This window comes from Nocardia sp. NPDC059229 (assembly GCF_042754165.1).
Classification (GTDB): Bacteria; Actinomycetota; Actinomycetes; order Mycobacteriales; family Mycobacteriaceae; genus Nocardia.
The window spans coordinates 55,773-73,517 of the sequence record NZ_JBHZAK010000001.1 but is presented as its reverse complement, the minus strand read 5'-3'; the positions used below and the strand labels follow the sequence as shown (position 1 = coordinate 73,517).

At 68.3% G+C, this 17,745-nt stretch carries 18 protein-coding genes; 13 read left to right on the top strand and 5 right to left on the bottom strand.

From position 1 onward, the window contains the following. The first annotated feature begins 101 nt into the window (after positions 1-101). The 4 genes from ACFXHE_RS00320 (at position 102) to ACFXHE_RS00305 (ending at position 3,926) form a co-directional block, all read left to right on the top strand. Positions 102-1,088: a slipin family protein gene (locus tag ACFXHE_RS00320; protein ID WP_379378362.1), complete on the top strand. Its 987-nt coding sequence runs from the start codon at positions 102-104 to the stop codon at positions 1,086-1,088. 431 nt (positions 1,089-1,519) lie between these two features. Further along, positions 1,520-1,846, top strand: a complete 327-nt coding sequence (locus ACFXHE_RS00315; protein WP_354838327.1) for a hypothetical protein — start codon at positions 1,520-1,522, stop codon at positions 1,844-1,846. Between the two features lie 14 nt (positions 1,847-1,860). Next, complete coding sequence (locus ACFXHE_RS00310; RefSeq protein WP_379378359.1) at positions 1,861-3,351, top strand: RNB domain-containing ribonuclease; 1,491 nt, start codon at positions 1,861-1,863, stop codon at positions 3,349-3,351. After that, complete coding sequence (locus tag ACFXHE_RS00305; protein ID WP_379378358.1) at positions 3,348-3,926, top strand: Uma2 family endonuclease; 579 nt, start codon at positions 3,348-3,350, stop codon at positions 3,924-3,926. Before ACFXHE_RS00310 ends, ACFXHE_RS00305 begins: the two co-directional genes overlap by 4 nt. A 54-nt stretch (positions 3,927-3,980) precedes the next feature. Here ACFXHE_RS00305 and ACFXHE_RS00300 read toward each other — a convergent pair whose 3' ends face one another. Continuing rightward, positions 3,981-5,228: an ROK family protein gene (locus ACFXHE_RS00300; RefSeq protein ID WP_379378356.1), complete on the bottom strand. Its 1,248-nt coding sequence runs from the start codon at positions 5,226-5,228 to the stop codon at positions 3,981-3,983. A gap of 155 nt (positions 5,229-5,383) precedes the next feature. Between ACFXHE_RS00300 and ACFXHE_RS00295 the strand changes: the two genes are divergently transcribed. The 8 genes from ACFXHE_RS00295 to dgoD are packed head-to-tail and all read left to right on the top strand — an operon-like array spanning position 5,384 to position 13,624. Beyond that, the gene (locus ACFXHE_RS00295) at positions 5,384-6,433 is read left to right on the top strand and encodes a substrate-binding domain-containing protein (protein WP_379378354.1); all 1,050 of its coding nucleotides are present in this window, start codon (positions 5,384-5,386) and stop codon (positions 6,431-6,433) included. Then, on the top strand, positions 6,424-7,935 hold the full coding sequence (locus ACFXHE_RS00290) for a sugar ABC transporter ATP-binding protein (RefSeq protein ID WP_379378352.1): 1,512 nt from the start codon (positions 6,424-6,426) through the stop codon (positions 7,933-7,935). The genes ACFXHE_RS00295 and ACFXHE_RS00290 overlap by 10 nt, the downstream gene beginning before the upstream one ends. Positions 7,936-7,941: 6 nt before the next feature. Further along, positions 7,942-9,009, top strand: coding sequence for an ABC transporter permease (locus ACFXHE_RS00285; RefSeq protein WP_379378350.1), 1,068 nt, complete (start codon positions 7,942-7,944; stop codon positions 9,007-9,009). Positions 9,010-9,024: 15 nt separating this feature from the next. After that, positions 9,025-9,978: an SMP-30/gluconolactonase/LRE family protein gene (locus tag ACFXHE_RS00280; protein ID WP_379378348.1), complete on the top strand. Its 954-nt coding sequence runs from the start codon at positions 9,025-9,027 to the stop codon at positions 9,976-9,978. Next, a complete protein-coding gene (locus ACFXHE_RS00275) occupies positions 9,968-10,609 on the top strand; it encodes a bifunctional 4-hydroxy-2-oxoglutarate aldolase/2-dehydro-3-deoxy-phosphogluconate aldolase (RefSeq protein ID WP_379378346.1) in 642 nt (213 codons plus the stop codon). Before ACFXHE_RS00280 ends, ACFXHE_RS00275 begins: the two co-directional genes overlap by 11 nt. Beyond that, positions 10,606-11,709 carry a sugar kinase gene (locus ACFXHE_RS00270; protein WP_379378345.1) on the top strand — a complete coding sequence of 368 codons (1,104 nt, stop codon included), beginning with the start codon at positions 10,606-10,608 and terminating at the stop codon, positions 11,707-11,709. Before ACFXHE_RS00275 ends, ACFXHE_RS00270 begins: the two co-directional genes overlap by 4 nt. Before the next feature lie 17 nt (positions 11,710-11,726). Beyond that, entirely contained in the window at positions 11,727-12,482 is a 756-nt protein-coding gene (locus tag ACFXHE_RS00265) for an SDR family NAD(P)-dependent oxidoreductase (protein WP_379378343.1), read from the top strand. Then, complete coding sequence (dgoD, locus tag ACFXHE_RS00260) at positions 12,479-13,624, top strand: galactonate dehydratase (protein ID WP_379378341.1); 1,146 nt, start codon at positions 12,479-12,481, stop codon at positions 13,622-13,624. Before ACFXHE_RS00265 ends, dgoD begins: the two co-directional genes overlap by 4 nt. 1 nt (position 13,625) lies before the next feature. Here dgoD and ACFXHE_RS00255 read toward each other — a convergent pair whose 3' ends face one another. Further along, positions 13,626-14,543 (bottom strand): DUF4436 family protein, encoded by a 918-nt coding sequence (locus ACFXHE_RS00255; protein WP_379378340.1) that lies wholly within the window; start codon positions 14,541-14,543, stop codon positions 13,626-13,628. A 123-nt stretch (positions 14,544-14,666) separates the two neighbouring features. Here ACFXHE_RS00255 and ACFXHE_RS00250 point away from each other — a divergent pair, with 123 nt between their 5' ends. Continuing rightward, a complete protein-coding gene (locus ACFXHE_RS00250; protein ID WP_379378338.1) occupies positions 14,667-15,359 on the top strand; it encodes a TIGR00645 family protein in 693 nt (230 codons plus the stop codon). A gap of 15 nt (positions 15,360-15,374) precedes the next feature. Here ACFXHE_RS00250 and ACFXHE_RS00245 read toward each other — a convergent pair whose 3' ends face one another. The 3 genes from ACFXHE_RS00245 to ACFXHE_RS00235 are packed head-to-tail and all read right to left on the bottom strand — an operon-like array spanning position 15,375 to position 17,701. After that, on the bottom strand, positions 15,375-16,271 hold the full coding sequence (locus ACFXHE_RS00245; RefSeq protein ID WP_379378336.1) for a CHAD domain-containing protein: 897 nt from the start codon (positions 16,269-16,271) through the stop codon (positions 15,375-15,377). Further along, on the bottom strand, positions 16,272-17,228 hold the full coding sequence (pip, locus tag ACFXHE_RS00240; RefSeq protein WP_379378334.1) for a prolyl aminopeptidase: 957 nt from the start codon (positions 17,226-17,228) through the stop codon (positions 16,272-16,274). Further along, positions 17,228-17,701 (bottom strand): hypothetical protein, encoded by a 474-nt coding sequence (locus tag ACFXHE_RS00235; RefSeq protein ID WP_379378332.1) that lies wholly within the window; start codon positions 17,699-17,701, stop codon positions 17,228-17,230. Before ACFXHE_RS00235 ends, pip begins: the two co-directional genes overlap by 1 nt. Positions 17,702-17,745: the final 44 nt, after the last annotated feature.

The following is a 17,745-nucleotide window of genomic DNA, read 5'->3' as shown; positions in this document are numbered from 1 at the left end:
GTCTGGTGAGGTTTTGCGTCGCGGGGGCGATCTTCCGGTGCCATGATGGAGGCACGCCATCGGATTTCCGGTGGAGCGGAAATAGTTTCGCGGAGCGAACAATGGATGTTCTGTATCTGTTGATGGGATGGCTCGCCGCCTTTGCGGTGATTGCCGGTATCGGACTCGCGGCCGGGGTGCGGGTGGTCGCGCAGTACGAAAAGGGGGTGGTATTCCGGCTGGGGCGGGTGCGCGAGGTACGGGAGCCGGGATTACGGCTGCTGATTCCGGGCGTGGACAAGATGCAGAAGATCTCCATGCAGGTGATCACCATGCCGGTGCCCGCGCAGGAGGGAATCACGCGGGACAATGTGACCGTCCGGGTGGACGCGGTCGTGTACTTCCGGGTCATCGATCCCAGGCGTGCCCTCGTCGAGGTGCAGGACTACCTGTTCGCCGTCGCCCAGGTGGCGCAGACCTCGTTGCGGTCGATCATCGGAAAGAGTGAGCTCGACGATCTGCTGTCGAATCGGGAGCAGCTCAACAAGGGCCTGGAGCTCATGATCGACAGCCCGGCCATCAACTGGGGCGTGCACATCGATCGCGTCGAGATCAAGGACGTCGCGCTCCCGGATGCGTTGAAGCGCTCCATGTCTCGCCAGGCCGAGGCCGAACGTGAACGCCGTGCCCGCATCATCTCCGCGGAGGGCGAGCTCCAGGCGTCGCACAAGCTCGCCGAGGCCGCCGCCAATATGTCGAAGGCCCCGGCCGCTCTGCAGCTGCGTTTCCTGGAGACTGTGGTTCAGGTTGCGGCGGAAAAGAATTCGACGCTGGTGCTCCCATTCCCGGTGGAGTTGCTGCGATTCCTCGAGCGCAGCGGACGGCCGCCGGCGGCGGCAATGCCCGAACCCGAGGAGGCGACGCCGGCCGCCGAGCAGCCGGCCCTGGGCGCCGCGGCCGTCGGTGAGCTGATGTCGGCGCTGGCCCAGCCCGGTATCCGGGAGGCGCTGGCGGCGCTGGATCGGCCTGGTGCGCCGCTGGAAGAGCCCGATGCACAGGAAAACACGAACGCGGCCGGCGAACTCGGCGGCGGCAAGGAGTCGGCGTAGCGCGGGCACCGGGTCCGGGCGCGACCGGCGGTAAGAAGATGAGGAAGTAAGTCATGTCGGGTCTGATTCAGCCGGCGGCCATCGTGGTGCTGTTCGGTATCGCATACGGATTCAAGCTCTTCAGCGCCAAGTTCCCGGACGGTCTGCGCGGAAAGTAGACCCCGCGACCACGGGCGGAGAAATGGCCGGCGGGAGAGCGGCGTGAGCGACGTCGCTCTCCCGTTCGCGTGCGCGGACCGACGGGTTGGATGAGAATTGCGACGCGCCACACGGCGTGTAGCGGCGCGGCTCGGCGTGTCGAGCGGGTTATCTGCTCCGAACTGGCACCGAACGTGATCGACGTCATAAAGTGTTGCGCGTTGGAAAGTTCCCGTTGCGGTCCGCAACGGGGCGAAGGGCTCAACAATCGTCGGAAAGCAGGTCTCGTCTCAATGCGAATTGCTCGCAAACTGGCAGTCGGTGCGCTTCTCGCTGCCGCCGCTACCGCTGTGCTGGGTGCCGGTTCCGCCTCGGCGGCCACCGTGACCCCGCTGCCGGGTGGGGTGCAGGTCGATCTCACCCCCGCGGACACGGTGTGGGTGGCGCAGACCCACATCGGGCAGGCGATCGCGGGCCTGCCGCATCCCTCGGCCGCGTCCTTCGGGGAGGCTCTGGACTCGGCGGCCGCGATGTCGTCCCAGTACCCGGACGGTCGCGTGGTGTTCACCGTGTACGGTCCGTTCAACGAGCTGAACGGCACCATGCTGGCCCTGCAGTAGGGACAGTCTCCGCAGTGGAACTGCATCAGCGGATCGTGTCGGCGCCGGTGGACTTCGGCGTCGTCCGAGCTGAGTTCGGATTGGCCTCGGACTACCCGTCCGGGGCCGTCTCGGAGGCCCGCGACGCGGTGGACGCGTTCGCGGGCGCCCGAGTCGATCGGCGGGAGATTCCGCTGGTCACCATTGATCCCCCCGGCGCCATGGATCTGGATCAGGCGCTGTATCTGGAGCGCACCCCGGCCGGTGGATTCCTGCTCTACTACGCCATCGCCGATGTGGCCGCGATGGTCGTTCCCGGCGGGCAACTGGCCCGCGAATCCCTGGCCCGCGGCCAGACCTTCTACTTTCCCGACGGCACCGTTCCGCTGCACCCGCCGGTGCTGTCCGAGGGCCGTGCCAGCCTGCTGCCCGGCGTGGACCGCCCGGTCGCGCTGTGGACCATCGAATGCGACGCGCACGCCGAGCCCGTGCGCTACACGGTGACGCGCGCCCTGGTGCGCTCCCGCGTCCGCCTCGACTATCAGGGTGTGCAGGCCGACGCCGACGCCGGCCGCCTGCACCCGTCCCTCGCGGCGCTGCCCGAGTTCGGCCGCCTGCGCATCGACGCCGGAATCGAGCGCGGTGCGATCACCCTGCGGCTCCCCGCGCAGATCGTGGTGCGCGACGGCGAGCAAACCGGAATCGACCATTGGCAGCTCGCCGTCGAACCGCGCACCGCCGTCGACGATTGGAACGAACAGGTCTCCCTGCTGGCCGGCATGTGCGCGGCCCGAATCATGCTCGATGGCTATAAATCGAACGGGTCCGGCAACCCCGATCACGCGGGTTTGCTGCGCACCATGCCACCGCCCGCCCCGGCCGCCATCGAGTCGATGCGCCACACCGCCGCCGCGGTCGGGGTGTCCTGGCCGCGGGACGAGTCCGCGGGCCGCATGCTGGCCACGCTGGACTGCAATACCCCCGCCGCCCTGGTACTTATGTCCGAGGCCACCGGCCTGCTGCGCGGCGCGTCCTACACCATCCTGAACGGCCAGGCCCCGGAAGCCCTGCAGCACAGCGCGATCGGCGCACCCTACGCCCACGTGACCGCCCCCCTGCGCCGCCTGGGCGACCGCTACGCCACCGAGATCTGCCTGGCCCGCTGCGCGAAAACCGAAGTCCCGCACTGGGTCCGCGATGATCTCACCGCCGTCGCCGACACCATGCGCCGCACCGACGCCATGGCCGGCAAGGTCGAACGCGCCTGCGTAGACCTCACCGAGGCCACCGTCCTGTCGCCCCGCCTCGGCACCGACTTCGACGCCGTGGTCCTCCGCGAAGCCAACGGCACCCGCCCCGCCGAAATCTTCATCGCCGACCCACCCGTCCTCGCCAAGTGCACCGGCACACCCCCGGAAGGCGGGACGGTACGAGTGCGACTCGCCGCGGCCGACCCCACGACCCGCACGGTCATGTTCGGCTACCCCGCCGGACCAGCGCCTTCGATGCCATACTCGAACACATGACCGTCGAACCGTTTCCGCAGTGGTTGCGCCCGCCGCCGGGCGGATTCGTCGCTGAGGATCTGGACCGCTTGCCCGACCTGCCGCCGCACACCGAGCTGATCGACGGGAGTCTCGTCTTCGTGAGCCCGCAAGCGAAGTTCCACCGCTTGGCGAATATCCTTCTCGACGCAGGGCTGCGCCGGAACGTCCCAGCTGATATGCGGGTCCGAGGTGAGATGACCGTGACCCTGGACCGAGACCAACGCCCTGAGCCGGACGTGATCGTCGTACGCGCAGATCGCGACGGCGATCACGGCCTCACCGGATACCAGGCCGACGATGTGGTGCTGGTCGTCGAAATCGTCTCGCCGGAATCGCGAACACGAGATCGAGAGCGCAAACCTCAGCTGTATGCCAGAGCCGGGATATCGCATTTCTGGCGCGTCGAAAATGTCGACGGGCGCCCGGTGGTGTACGTCTATGAGCTCGATCCGGCCACAAGTGCGTACGCGCTCACCGGAATTCATCACGATCGGCTTCAGCTGACCGTGCCGTTCGAGATCGACATCGACCTCACCGAGATCGACCATCTCTGACCGTGCCTCGACCTGAGGCATGAGGCGGTAACCAACGGCGGGGTGCGGCTGTGGTCAGGCCGTGGTCAGAGGTGGGGTGTCGGTTCGCCGGGCACGGCGGGTGGCTATGGAGGTGAAGGTTTCTCGGTCGGCCAGGAATCCCTCCAGGGCGAAGGTTGCCGCGCCGAGGCTGGAAGGGTTGTGGGGGAGGGTGTCGAGTTCGAGGGTCACGGCCGCGAAGGGGTCGGACATGGCGTGGTGGGCGGCGGCGCGGCGGGTGGCTTCCAGTAGTGGGGTACCGAGCTGGCGGGCGACCAGGTCGCCGAAGACCATGCGGCGGGGGTTGAAGAGGTTGACCAGGTTGGCTATGGCCACGCCCAGGTAGTGGCCGGTCTTTTCGATTACGGCGTGGGCGGTTTCGTCGCCGCGGGCGGCGGCTGTGGCCACGGCCGCGACGGTGGTGGCGGCGTTGTCGGCGAGAAGGTCACTCGCGGAATCGATTTCGCGGAGGGTCGCGGAGATTCCGGGGGCGCTGACATAGGCTTCGACGCAGCCGTTGCGGCCGCAGGTGCAGGGTCGGCCGTCGAGGACCAGGTTGGTGTGGCCCCATTCACCCGCGCTGTTGGTGACGCCGCGGTAGAGCATGCCGTCGATGACGACGCCGATGCCGACGCCCGCGCGGAGAGTGACGACGATGAGGTCGTCGACATCGCGGCCGGCGCCGAACCAGAGTTGCGCCGCGGTACTGGCTTTGAGCGGATTGTCCAGGTAGAGGGGATACGGTAGCCGCTGTTCGAGCAGGGCTTTGAGTGGGACGTCGTGCCAGTGCCAGTACGGTGAGAACACCGACTTCCCGGTCTCGGGTTCGACCAGGCCGGGCACGCTCAGGCCGATGCCGAGCACCTTGTCGGCATCGCCTGCCATGACCTCCTCGATGCCCTCCGCGATGAGCTCGACGATGTCGTCGGGCGTGGTCGCGGCGGGATCGACCGGGATCTCACTCGACCGCAGCACCGACATTGCGAGGTCGAAAACGTCCACGTGGATACTGGTTTCGGCGATATCGACGCCGATCAGCCTGCCGCGGTCCGGATTGATGGCGAGCTGGGCGCGCGGCCGTCCGATTCCCGCTGCCTCGTAGCCGAGTTCGGCGAGCACCCCCACGTCCAGGAGTTCGGCGATCATATTGCCGACCGTCGCGAACGACAGCCCGGTGGCCTGTGCGATCTCCTGCCGGCTCGTGTGCCCTGCCGCGGCGTACACCGCCTGCAGTACGCAGAACCTGTTGCGGCGCCTGATATCCCGCGCGGTCAACTGGTACACGGCCTCGCCCGCTCCTTTCGCTGCTGCTCGCGAAGATACCCGAGCTCTTCGTGAGACTACTTCCGCCAACACTATTTACAACAGTTATCCGAAGTCCTACTGTAACCGGCATCACTACCGATGCCTACTGTGTGGCAGATCACCTAGGAGTGCTCATGTCCTGGACCCACCGACGCCGATGGACCAGCGCGCTGGTCTGCGGAGCCGCTCTGGCCCTGGCCGCGACCGCCTGCTCGTCGGGCAAGGATTCCGGCTCGAACGACGCAGGCCCGCAGCACACTTCGGGCACGATCAACCTCGTCTACGCCCAGAAGCAAGGCGACCAGGAGTACTTCATCGGCGAGGCCGACGGCGCCAAGGCCAAGGCCAAGGAACTCGGCGTCGACCTGAAGGTGGTCAACCTCGGCAATGACGCCAACAAGGCGGTCACCGAGGTGCAGAACGCGGTGAACCAGAAGGCCAATGGCGTCATCGTGGTCGTTCCGGATCCCTCGGTCGGCCCGCAGGTCGCGCAGCTGGCCAAGTCGGGCGGCGTCGCCCTGCTCACCTCCGACGACCAGGTCTGCACCAATGGCCCGGATCCGGCCTCCTGCATCAAGGACAATCTGGTGCCGCGCGTCGGATTCAGTGGCACGCAAATGGGAACCGAGGTCGGCACCCGCGCGGGCGAGGACTTCAAGAAGGCGGGCTGGAAGGCGGAGGACACCGCGATCGTCGATGCCTGGAAGCAGGACGTGACGGTCTGCACCGATCGGGTGAAGGCGAATCAGAAGGCCTTCAAGGATGCTTCGGGCGCCGACGTCAAGGTGATCGAGGTCGGCACCGACAACACCCCGTCGGACGCGCAGAACAAGATCTCCGCCACTGTCGCGGGCAATCGCTCGGTCAAGAACTGGATCGTCATGGGCTGCAACGACGAGAACGTCAGCGGCGGTGTCGCGGCCATCCAGAACGCCGGCTACTCCGCCGACAATGTGCTCGGCGTCGGCCTCGGCGCGTATCTGGCCTGCAAGGAATGGCGCGGCGGCAAGCCCACCGGTTTCAAGGCGGCCCTGTTCATCAATGGCAAGGACGTCGGCGCGCTGGCCGTGCAGACCATGTACGACTACCTGAAGAACGGAAAGTCCATGCCCGCCGAGGCATTCGCCCCGACCAAGATGGTGGACGCCACCAACTGGCAGCAGGCAGGCGTCACGTGCAGCTGACGGGACTGCGGGTCTCCGGGCTCACCAAGGGCTTCGCGGGCGTGCCCGCGCTGCGCGAGGTGAGCCTGGACTTCCCCGCCGGAATGGTGACCGCGCTGATGGGGGAGAACGGCGCGGGGAAATCCACGCTCATCAAGATCCTCGGCGGTGACCATCGTCCCGACAGCGGCACCCTCGAACTCGACGGTGTGCCACTGGAATTGGCGAGTCCCGCAGCGGCGCGCGCCGCGGGCATCCGGGTGATCGGCCAGGAGCCGGAGATCGTGCCGCACGTCTCGGTCGCCGAGAACGTCTACCTCGGCGCGCTGCCGCGCCGCGTGGGCCGGCTGCTGGATCGCGCGGCACTGCGGGCCCGTGTGCGCGCGGATCTCGCCCGGCTCGGCTTCGACCGGGATCTGGATCCGGACACCCTCGGCTCGAAACTGACTGCGGCACAACGGCAGCTGGTGGAGATCATGCGGGCACTGACCACCGACGCCAAGGTCATCGCCTTCGACGAACCGACCTCCTCGTTGTCGGATCACGAGACCGAATCACTGTTCGCGCTGATCGGCCGCCTGCGCGACCGCGGCCTCGCCGTGATCTATGTATCGCACCGCATGCGGGAGATCTTCCAGCTGGCCGACCGGGTGGCCGTGCTGCGGGACGGCGCGCTGGTCGGCGTGCGCGACACGGCCGGCACCGACGATCAGGAGATCGTGCGGATGATGGTCGGCCGGGATCTCTCGACCGTGTTCGCACGCAAGCATTCCGAACTCGGGCGGGTGCTGCTCGAGGTGGACCACGTGACCACCGACGATGTGCGTGACGTGAGCCTGCGGGTGCGCGCGGGTGAGGTGGTGGCGCTGGCCGGGCTGGTCGGCGCGGGTCGCTCCGAGCTGGCGGGCGCGCTGGCCGGGGACCTGCCGATCCGGTCCGGGGAGGTGCGGATCGATGGCACCCGGGTGCGGCTGCGCCAGCCGCGCGACGCGGTCAGGGCCGGAATGGGATACGCGCCCGAGGAACGCAAGGCGCAGGCGCTGCTGCTGCATCGCGGTGTGCGCGACAATATTTCGCTCGCCATGCTGGATCGTCTGCGGCACTGGCGTTTCGTGCGCCGCGGTGCGGAACGCGCGCTCGCGCTCCGGTACGTCGAGTCGCTGCGGGTCCGGACGCCCTCGATCGAGCAGGAGGTGCGCAAGCTCTCCGGCGGCAATCAGCAGAAGGTGGTGCTGGCGCGCTGGCTGGCCCGCAAACCCAGCGTGCTCATCCTGGACGAACCTACGCGCGGCGTCGACGTGGGCGCGAAGATCGAGATCTACCACATCATCGAGGAACTGGCGGAGTCCGGTGTAGCGGTGCTGGTCATCTCCTCGGAACTCCCCGAAGTCCTCGGCCTCGCCGACCGCATCGTCGTCATGCAGCAGGGCCGCGTCACCGGCGAACTGGACCGCGCCGACGCCAGCGAGGAGGCGATCCTCGCCCTGGCTATGGCTGACGACCTGACCGCGCAGCGACCTTAGGAAATCATGACCGACCAACGAATCGACATGAATACGGAGACAGCGGTTTCCGCGCCGACACCCGTATTCGCCCGCTACCTCGGCGGTTTGACCGCACTCACCCCGCGCCGGGTGATCCGGTTCATCGGCACCGGCAATCTCAGCCTGATCGGCGCGCTGGTGGTGGTCGTGGCGATCTTCGCCTGGCTCAACGACGGCTATCTGGATCCGCGCAATATCGCCGGAATCGGTGACGCGGTCACGGTTTTCGGGCTGCTCGCCGTCGTGCAGACCGTGGTGATCATCTGTGGCGCCCTGGACATCTCGGTCGGCTCGCAGGCGGGTGTCGCCTCGGTCGTCAGCGCCATGGCCTTCACCTCGGCCGGGAGCAACGCCTTCGCCGGGATCCTGGCCGCGATCGGTGTCGGACTGGTGCTGGGCCTGGCGAACGGCATCATCATCGTCTACGGCCGGGTCAACCCCGTCATCGCGACCCTGGCCACGCTGGCCGCGTACAAGGGTCTGGCCCAGTTGATCTCGGGCGGCAAGGCGCAGGGCTTCGTCCTCGACAACGATGTGTTCATCTTCCTGGCGCGCGGCAAGATCCTCGGGCTGCCGGTGCCGGTGATCGTCCTCGGCCTGGTCGCGCTGGGCGTGCACGTGCTGCTGAAATACACCGACATCGGACGCAATATCTACGCCATCGGCGGAAACGACACGGCCGCACGACTTTCCGGCATCAACATCAACAAGTACCTCATCGCGGTGTACATGCTGGCGGGCGTGGTCGCGGCCATCGCGGGCATCATCCTGACCGCCCGCACCGGATCCGGTCAGCCGGTCTCCGGTAGCGAGGGCCTCGAACTCAAGGCGATCACCGCGGCGGCGCTGGGCGGCTGCGCCCTCAAGGGCGGCAAGGGCACGGTCGGCGGCACGCTGCTCGCCGTCATCCTGCTCGGCGCGCTGGACAACGGCCTGAACGTGGTGGGCGTCAATACGTTCTGGCAGAACGTCGCCCAGGGCTCGCTGCTGGTCGCGGCCGTGGTAATCCAACAGCGGCGCAGCGGCGAACGCGCCGTCGGACTGCCGACATAGCGGCCGGAGCTCACCATGAGAACTCTCAGGGCACACGTGTGCGAACCCCCGCCCGGCCGCCTGTGCGAGGGACCCGTCTGGGACCCGCGCACCGGGGAACTGCTGTGGGTGGACATCCGCGGCGGCCACATCCACCGCGCCACCCTGACCGGCAGCACCCCCGACCTCGCCCTCCGGGCGACCATCAGCCTCGACCCGCCGGTCAGCGCGGTACTGCCGTGCGCCTCCGGCGGACTGCTGGCGACGATGGGAGACACCATCTTCCGCGTCGACAGTCCTGTCGCCGCTGAGCGCTCGTTCGAGAAGTCTCCGGGCGGAACATTCGCTCGGCCACTCAGCCCGGTTGTCACCCTGCCGCTCCCGGACGACGGAGTGCGCCGTCGCCTGAACGACGCCAAGGTCGACCCGCGCGGCACACTGCTCGCCGGCACGATGTCCGAAGACGGGGTGCCGGACAGCGCCGCCCTCTACCGCCTCGATCCGGACGGCACTCTGGCCACCCTCCGCACGGGCGTGACCATCTCCAACGGTCTCGGCTGGAGCCCCGACGGCCACACCCTCTACTACGCGGACAGTCCCACCCACCGCGTGGACGCCTTCGACTACGACCTCGACACCGGAACCCTCAGCGAGGGCAGGCCATTCGCGCACTTCCCCGACGGCGAACCGGACGGCCTGACCGTGGACGCCGAGGGCAACGTCTGGATCGCCGTCTGGGGTGCGGGCCAGGTCCGCGCCTTCGACCCCTCCGGCAACCCCCACACCACAGTCGAAGTCGGCCCCTCCCAGGTCTCGAGCTGCACCTTCGCCGGACCCGACCTGGATGTTCTGGTGATAACCACCGCGGCCGAGGACCACGCCGCACGAGAACCCCACGCGGGCAGGCTGTTCGCCTGCGTTCCCGGAGTGGCCGGTCTGCCGTCGACGCCGTTCGCAGACGAGAGGCTGGTCTCCGCCGATGCCCGATGAGACACCGCGTGCGGATCCGGCATCCGTCGACCCGTTGCGGCCGGAGATTCCGGTCATCGCGATTCTGCGTGCGCCGACCGCCGACAGGTTCGCCGAGGTGACCGCGGCGCTGCACGAATCCGGTATCACCGCGGTGGAATTCACGCTGACGTCCGCCGGGGCGTTGGAGGCTGTCCGTGAATGCGCGGGCTTCGCGCATCCGATCGGAGTGGGCACCGTGCTCACCGCGAAGGATGCGGCGCTCGCGGTCGAGGCGGGTGCGGCGTACCTGATCACCCCGGCGGTGATCGACGAGGTGATCGCCGAGGGTCGTCGGCTCGGTGTGCCGGTGGTCTCGGGTGCGTTGACGCCCACCGAGATTCATCGTGCGTGGACGGCGGGCAGCACCATGGTCAAGGTCTTTCCGGCCGCCGTGGGCGGGCCGGGGTACATCGAGGCTGTTCGTGCGCCGCTGCCCGATATTCCGCTGGTGCCCACCGGTGGGATCGGGCTCGGTGCGGTCCGCGCGTATCTGAATGCGGGGGCCGCGGCACTGGGGATCGGATCGCCGCTCATCGGGGACGCCTGTGCCGGTGGTGATCTCGACGCGCTGCGGGAGCGCGTGCTCGCCGTTCGGGACCAGCTGTCATGAGGGGCGGACTGGTAACGCTCGGGGAGGCGCTCGGCGTGGTGGCGGCGACCGACCCCGGTCCGCTGGCCCCCGGCGCGCCCATGCGGCTGGATTTCGCCGGGGCGGAGGCCACCGTCGCGGTCGGCGTACGGCGGCTGGGGCATGAGAGCGCCTGGATCGGCAGTCTGGGCGCGGACGCCGTGGGCCGGATGATCCTGGAACGATTGCGTGCCGAAGGAGTGGACGTCGCGCGCTGTCGCATCGATCCGGAGCTGCCGAGCGGGCTGATGCTGCGCGAGCGCCGCACGGCCGACCGGACCCGGGTCACCTACTACCGGCGTAGCCTGGCTGGTTCCCGCCTGTCGGTGGACGAGATCGACACCGCTCGGATCGCCGCCGCGGGCGTCCTGCACATCACGGGAATCACCCCCGCCCTGAGCGATTCAGCCTGTGCTGCAGTGGATCTTGCTGTAGACACCGCAGCCGGCGCGGGCGTCCCGATATCCCTGGACGTCAACTATCGCCGCGCACTGTGGACACCGGCCCGAGCGGGGGCCGAGCTGGCCGAGCTGGCGTCGCGAGCCGACATCCTCTTCGCGGGCGCGGACGAGGCGGCCTTGCTGCTGCGTGGTTGCCGCCCGGAGCTTTCGCACGCGGCGGCCGACAACTCGACCGGAGGCTCTGCTGCCCTGGCAGTATCGGCGAAATATGGCACAGGCCAGCGGATTCCGATGGACGCTCGTGCGAGCGATCCTAGCTCGGTGCGGTGGGTGCCGGACTCGGACGCGTTGACGGATCTTACGTGGGTGGCCGAATCGCTAGCGGCCCTGGGTCCTTCGGAAGTCGTGCTCAAGCTCGGGGCCGAGGGCGCGGCGGCCTGGGCCGATGGGACGCTGCTTCGTGAGGGGGCCGTGCCGGTGACCGCGGTCGATCCCATCGGTGCCGGGGACGCGTTCGTCGCCGGGTATCTGGCCGGGCTGCTGGACGGCGGATCTGTCTCGGAGCGTTTGCGATTGGCGTCCATCTGCGGCGCGTTCGCGGTGTCGGTGCCGGGGGATTGGGCGGGGCTGCCCTATCGGGACGAGCTCGGGCTGCTCGATGGGGCCGATGTTCAGCGATGAGGACGAAGGGGAAGAGCATGTGTCGTCTGATGGACCGGGTCGCGGTCGTCACCGGGGCGGCCTCGGGGATCGGGGCGGCCACGGCGCGGCGGCTGGCGGCCGAGGGGGCGGCGGTCGTCGTCGCGGATATCGATCAGGTCGGTGGGCGTGAGGTGGCGGAGAAGATTCGGGCGATGGGGGCGCAGGCCGAATTCCAGTGGTGCGATGTGACGCTCGAGGAGTCGTGGGACGCGTTGCGGGCGCGGGTGAACGATCGGTTCGGGCCCCTGGATTTCCTGTGCAGCAATGCTTCTCGGCAGGCGATCGTGCCGGCGCACGAATTGAGCAGGCGGCAGTGGGACGACGGGCTCGCGGTCAATCTGACGCCGCTGTTCCTGGGTGTGCGGGCGTTCATCGATGACCTGCGGGCCCAGCGTGGCAATGTGGTCGCGGTATCCAGCGTGCATGCTCAGTTCGGGCTGCCCGGGTATCCGGTCTATGCCGCGGCCAAGGGCGGGCTGACCGCCCTGGTGCGGCAGCTGGCGGTCGAGTACGGGCAGGACCGGGTGCGGGTGAACGCCGTGCTGCCCGGACCCATCCTGACGCCCGTGTGGGACGACGTGGACGCCGAGGGGCGCGAATTATCCGCTCGGGCAACGGTGCTGGATCGGCTGGGCATGCCGGAGGAGGTGGCGGCCGCGGTCGCCTTCCTCGCCTCCGACGACGCCTCCTTCATCACCGGCGCGAACCTGGTCGTCGACGGTGGCTGGAGCGTGCGAAAGGAATCCCGGTGAAGATCACCGCACTCACCACCTACCTGGTCGCGCCGCGCTGGTGCTTCCTGCGCATCGACACCGACGAAGGCGTCACCGGCTGGGGCGAGCCCGTGATCGAGGGCCGCGCCCACACCGTGGCCGCCGCCGTCGAAGAACTGTCCGACTACCTCGTCGGCAAGGACCCGATGAGCATCGAGGCACATTGGCAGGCCCTCACCAAGGGGGGCTTCTACCGCGGCGGACCCATCCTGTCGAGCGCGGTCGCGGGCATCGACCAGGCCCTGTGGGATATCACCGGCAAGGCGCTCGGCGTACCGGTGTGGCAGCTGCTCGGCGGTGCGGTGCGCGACCGGATCCGCGTCTACAGCTGGATCGGCGGCGATCGCCCCGCCGATGTCGTGGCCACCGCGCGGGAGCGAAAGGCCCAGGGCTTCACCGCGATCAAGATGAACGCCTCGGCCGAACTGGAGCCGATCGACACGCCCCGCGCGACCCTCGACATCGTCGACCGGGTGGCCGCCGTGCGGGAGGCGACCGGCGACGACTTCGATATCGCCGTCGACTTCCACGGCCGCCTGTCCGTCGCCATGGCACGGCGCGTGCTGCCCCTGCTCGAGCCGTACCTGCCGTTCTTCGTCGAGGAACCGCTGGTGCCGGAGGCCGGTGACCGCCTCGGCGAGATCACCAGCGGCACCAGCATTCCCATCGCGACCGGCGAGCGGCTGTATTCGCGGTGGGACTTCCTCCCGGTGCTGGATCGCGGTGTGGCCGTGGTGCAGCCGGACCTGTCCCACGCGGGCGGCATCTCCGAGGTCCGGCGCATCGCCGCACTGGCGGAGGCCCGCGATGTCGCCCTGGCCCCGCACTGCCCGCTCGGTCCGATCGCCCTGGCCGCTTGCCTGCAGGTCGGCTTCGCCACCCCGAATCTGCTCATCCAGGAGCAGAGCCTGGGCATCCACTACAACACGGGCTCCGACCTGCTCGACTATCTGATCGACCCCACGGTTTTCGACTACCGCGACGGCTACGTCGGCCTGCCGCGCGAACCCGGACTCGGCCTCCGCATCGATGAGCGTGCCGTCGCCCGCGCCGCCGAGACCGGGCACCGCTGGCGCAATCCGATCTGGCACCGCAGGGACGGTTCGCTCGCCGAATGGTGAATCACCGCTGTGGCGTTAGCATTCGGAATTGCTCGGTCGGATGCTGCGTGGCCGCTTCTTCCTCACGTTCCTTCGCCATTTCGACGCGGTAGCCGACGATCACGGTGCCCACCAGGGCCGCCGAGATGATGCCCTCCGCGATGAAGAACGATGTGAAATCGATGATCGACCCGATCGGTGCGCCGCCCGGTACCGCATTGCGCAACGGCACCAGCGCGAAAAGCAGTGCGCCCATCATGGATACGGCCGGGAACATCAGACCGCGCTTACCGGCCAGGACGTAATAGCAGGCGATAGCCGCGGCCAGGGCCAGACCCAGCATGAGGATCATGATGAACAGGGCGAAGGTCAGCGACGGGACGGACCGGGCGGCGTGCAAGCCGAGATCGATGCCGTCGTCGGCGCCGGATTCCGGTTGCTCGCTCACCGCGAACAGCGTGTCCCCGCTGGCCACGGTAGCGGCGGTGGGCAGGCGCCGGTCGCCGCTGAACACATCGAAGGCCAGCACCGCGTCGTAGGCGTCGAACGGGTAGTCGGTGAGTGTGCCCTCCACCACGACCTTCACCTCGGCCGCGGAAATCGGTTCGCCCGCCTTGATTTTGATCGGATCGGCCTTGAGCGCCGAGGTGTAGATGAGGGTGTCGGCGGCGAAATTGCCGTTCTTGTCCGCCAGCGCGCCACGCGGGGTAGCCAGTACCTCGACGGTGGTGGTCTGGGTGACCGGGTCGATTTTGGCGACCCAGATGCCCAGGTCCACCCGATCCCTGACCGCTGTATTGCCGAAGGGATGCGAGGCCTCCGCCCGCGTCCGGCCCACCTCGTAGGTGGACAGCGCGAGTACCAGGCCCACGATGAGCGCCGCCGCGATCGCGACCAGCCACAGCGGGCCGCGGCGTTTCTGCTGAATTCCGTGTTGCACGCGGCGAACCTATCGGCGCGCACATCAACGATCGATCAGGAAGACATCAATTCCCGAGCGGGGCCCGCGGTCGTGATCGATTACTGATCGGTGCTTGATTTCGCGCGTGCTGTATTGAGTCCCATGGCTTTTCCATACCCGAACGCGAATTCCCCCGAGGCCGCCCAGCAGCGCAGTCTGGGCTATTTCATCTTCCTCAGCCGCTGGCTGCAGCTACCCCTGTACCTGGGTCTGATCGTGGCGCAGGCCGCGTACGTGTGGCAGTTCCTGCGCGAGCTGTGGGATCTGGTGCACGGGCTGTTCGCCGACGGCAATGTCGAGACCAGCATCATGCTGTCGGTGCTCGGGCTGATCGACGTGGTCATGATCTCCAACCTGCTGATCATGGTGATCGTCGGCGGCTACGAGACCTTCGTGTCGCGCCTGCGCATCGACGGGCATCCGGATCAGCCGGAGTGGCTGGCACAGGTGAACGCCAATGTGCTGAAGGTGAAGCTGGCCATGTCCATTGTCGGCATCTCCTCGATCCACCTGCTGAAGACGTTCATCTCCATCACCACCGACACCGATCCGGGCGCGCACAGTGCGCGCTACCTGTGGCCGGTGCTCATCCACCTGGCATTCGTGGTTTCGGCGGTGCTGCTGGCCTGGATCGACCGCATCATGCCGCACGGCGCGCACCGGGACCACCACGACTCGAACGGGCACCAGCACGACCCGAACGGGCATCACCACGGTGAAACGGTGTCCGCGGTCGAGGGGGCGCATCCCAGCGGCTGGGGCCACGGTGACCCGGCGAGCATGCGCATCAACTAGCCGGCCGGGCGCTGGTCAAGCGAGCGGCTGTTCGCGCAGGAACTCGATCGCGTCCGGGTACTCCTCGAGCGCCTTGGCGGCCGCCGCCTCCTCGGCATCGCAGAGCCGCTGGTAGCCGGACTCGCCGGCCTCGGAGGCGTGGGTGCGCAGGGTTTCCAGGGCCTCCACGGCGTCCCGGTGATCGCCGAGCACACCCTGCAGGCGTTTGGCCTTCCTGCCGAGCTCCTCGGCGGGCTTGCCGAGCACCTCGGTGGCGGCCTCGGCCGAGTAGCGCAATCGCTTGGCGGCCTTGCGGATATCGTGCAGACGCTCGACGCGTTCCTCCCCGGACAGGCCGGGCTCCGTGCGCACCAGGCGGCGCAGTTCCCGGAAGTCGTGGCGCAGCACGCCGGCGAAGACCGGTTGGGCCGGCTCGTCGGCGTGCGAGGCGCGCAGCGGCGGGTCGGCGATCAGCCGGTGCAGGCGCTTCACCAGGCTGCGGTAGCGGCGGCTGTCGAAGGCGTCGACCGCCGCCCGGTGCGCCGCGGCGTAGAACCGGCGCTCCTCGTCGACCAGTCGCTGGCCGAAATCCTTTCGGGGAGCGGATTTCTCGCCCAGCGGCACGGTCTGCTCGTCGAACGGCACCCCGGTGTCGCCGAGCAGCGCGGCGAACCGATCGGCCCGCACCTCGGCGTCGCGCGCCACCCCGAGCAGTCCTGCCAGCCAGCGCAATTCGTCGGTGATCTCGCCGACCGGCTTGCGCCGCAGCACCCGGCGGTAGGACCTGAGGACGCTGCGCAGTCGCCGGGTGGCGACCCGCATCTTGTGCACGGAATCCGGAAGGTCCTGGCGCACATCGGGTTCGGCGGTACACAGCCGGTCCACATCGGCGGCTACGGCGTCGACCAATGCGGGACCGGCTGTGGTACTCATCTACATCCTGTACTTGTCCGTGGCCTCCACCAGATGGTGGGTGATGCCGGGTTCGAGAGCGGCGTGGCCGGCGTCGGGCACCAGGTGCAATTCCGAACCGGGCCAGGCCCGATGGAGATCCCAGGCGCTGGTGGCCGGGCACACCACGTCGTGGCGGCCCTGCACGATGACGCCGGGAATGTCGGCGATACGCCCGATGTCGCGCAGCAGCTGCCCCTCGTCGAGGAAGCCGTGATTGACGAAATAGTGGTTCTCGATGCGCGCGAAGGCCAGCGCGAAGCGCGGGTCGGCGGTTTCGGCGACCCGTTCCGGTTGGGGCAGCAGGGAACTCGTGGCACCCTCCCAGGTGGACCACGCGACGGCCGCGTCGGTGGCAAGGGCGGCATCGGGGGAGTGCAGCAGGCGGTGGTAGACCTCGATCAGGTCCTGCCCGCGTTCGGCTTCCGGCACCGGCGCCAGGAACTTCTCCCACTCATCGGGGTACACGTACCCCGCGGAGCCATTGTAGTACCAATCGATTTCCTTGCGCCGCAACAGGAATATCCCGCGCAGCACCAGTTCGGTGACCCGGTCCGGATGGGCCTGCGCATAGCTCAGCGCGAGCGTCGAACCCCAGGAGCCGCCGAACACCAGCCACTGCTCGACGCCGAGATGCGTTCGCAGCCTTTCGATATCGGCGACCAGATGCCTGGTGGTGTTGTGCTCGAGGCTCGCCCCGTCCGCGATGTGCGGCGTGGACCGGCCGCAACCCCGCTGATCGAACAGGACGATGCGGTAGGCATCGGGATCGAAGAACTGCCGGTGATATGGCGACGTGCCGCCGCCGGGGCCGCCGTGCAGGAAGACCGCCGGCTTGCCGTCCGGATTCCCGCTCACCTCGTAGTAGAGCTGCTGGCCGTCGCCGACGTCCAGCATGCCCTGCTCGTAGGGCTCGATCGGCGGGTAGAGGGTGCGCATCAGCCGGCCGCCAGGCCCGAGGCCAGATCCGGGATCTCGATCGCGGAGAGGGCCTGAGCGCGCACATCCGGACAGGCCTTGGTGGTGACCTGGTCGACCAGGCCCCGATTGCTCGGCAACTGCAGCAGGAAGCCGTTCTGGGTCGCCCACTGGATCACGGTCGCGTTCAGCGAGATCTTGTCCATGGTCGGGGTCTGCACCCGCCAGTCCGACAGCTGCGGCCGCATCAGGTCGCACAGCTGCTTGGCCGCCTCATCGGAGACGGTCAGCCCCGAGCCACTGCCCGCCGACGTGGTCGGTCCGCCCGTGGTGGTCGGTTTGCCCGGCGTCGAGGAGAGCGGTGAGGAGGAGCCCTGCGGCTGCGTCGAGCCCGTCGAGGAGTTGCCCCCGCAGGCCGCGGTCAATGCGACGGTGGCGACCGCCGCGACCAGTAGCGGCGCCCGCCGAATCCAGCGACTCGTTCCACGATCCATGAACTTCCCTTTGGTCGATCCAGCTCGTTGGCTTCCGAGTCTGC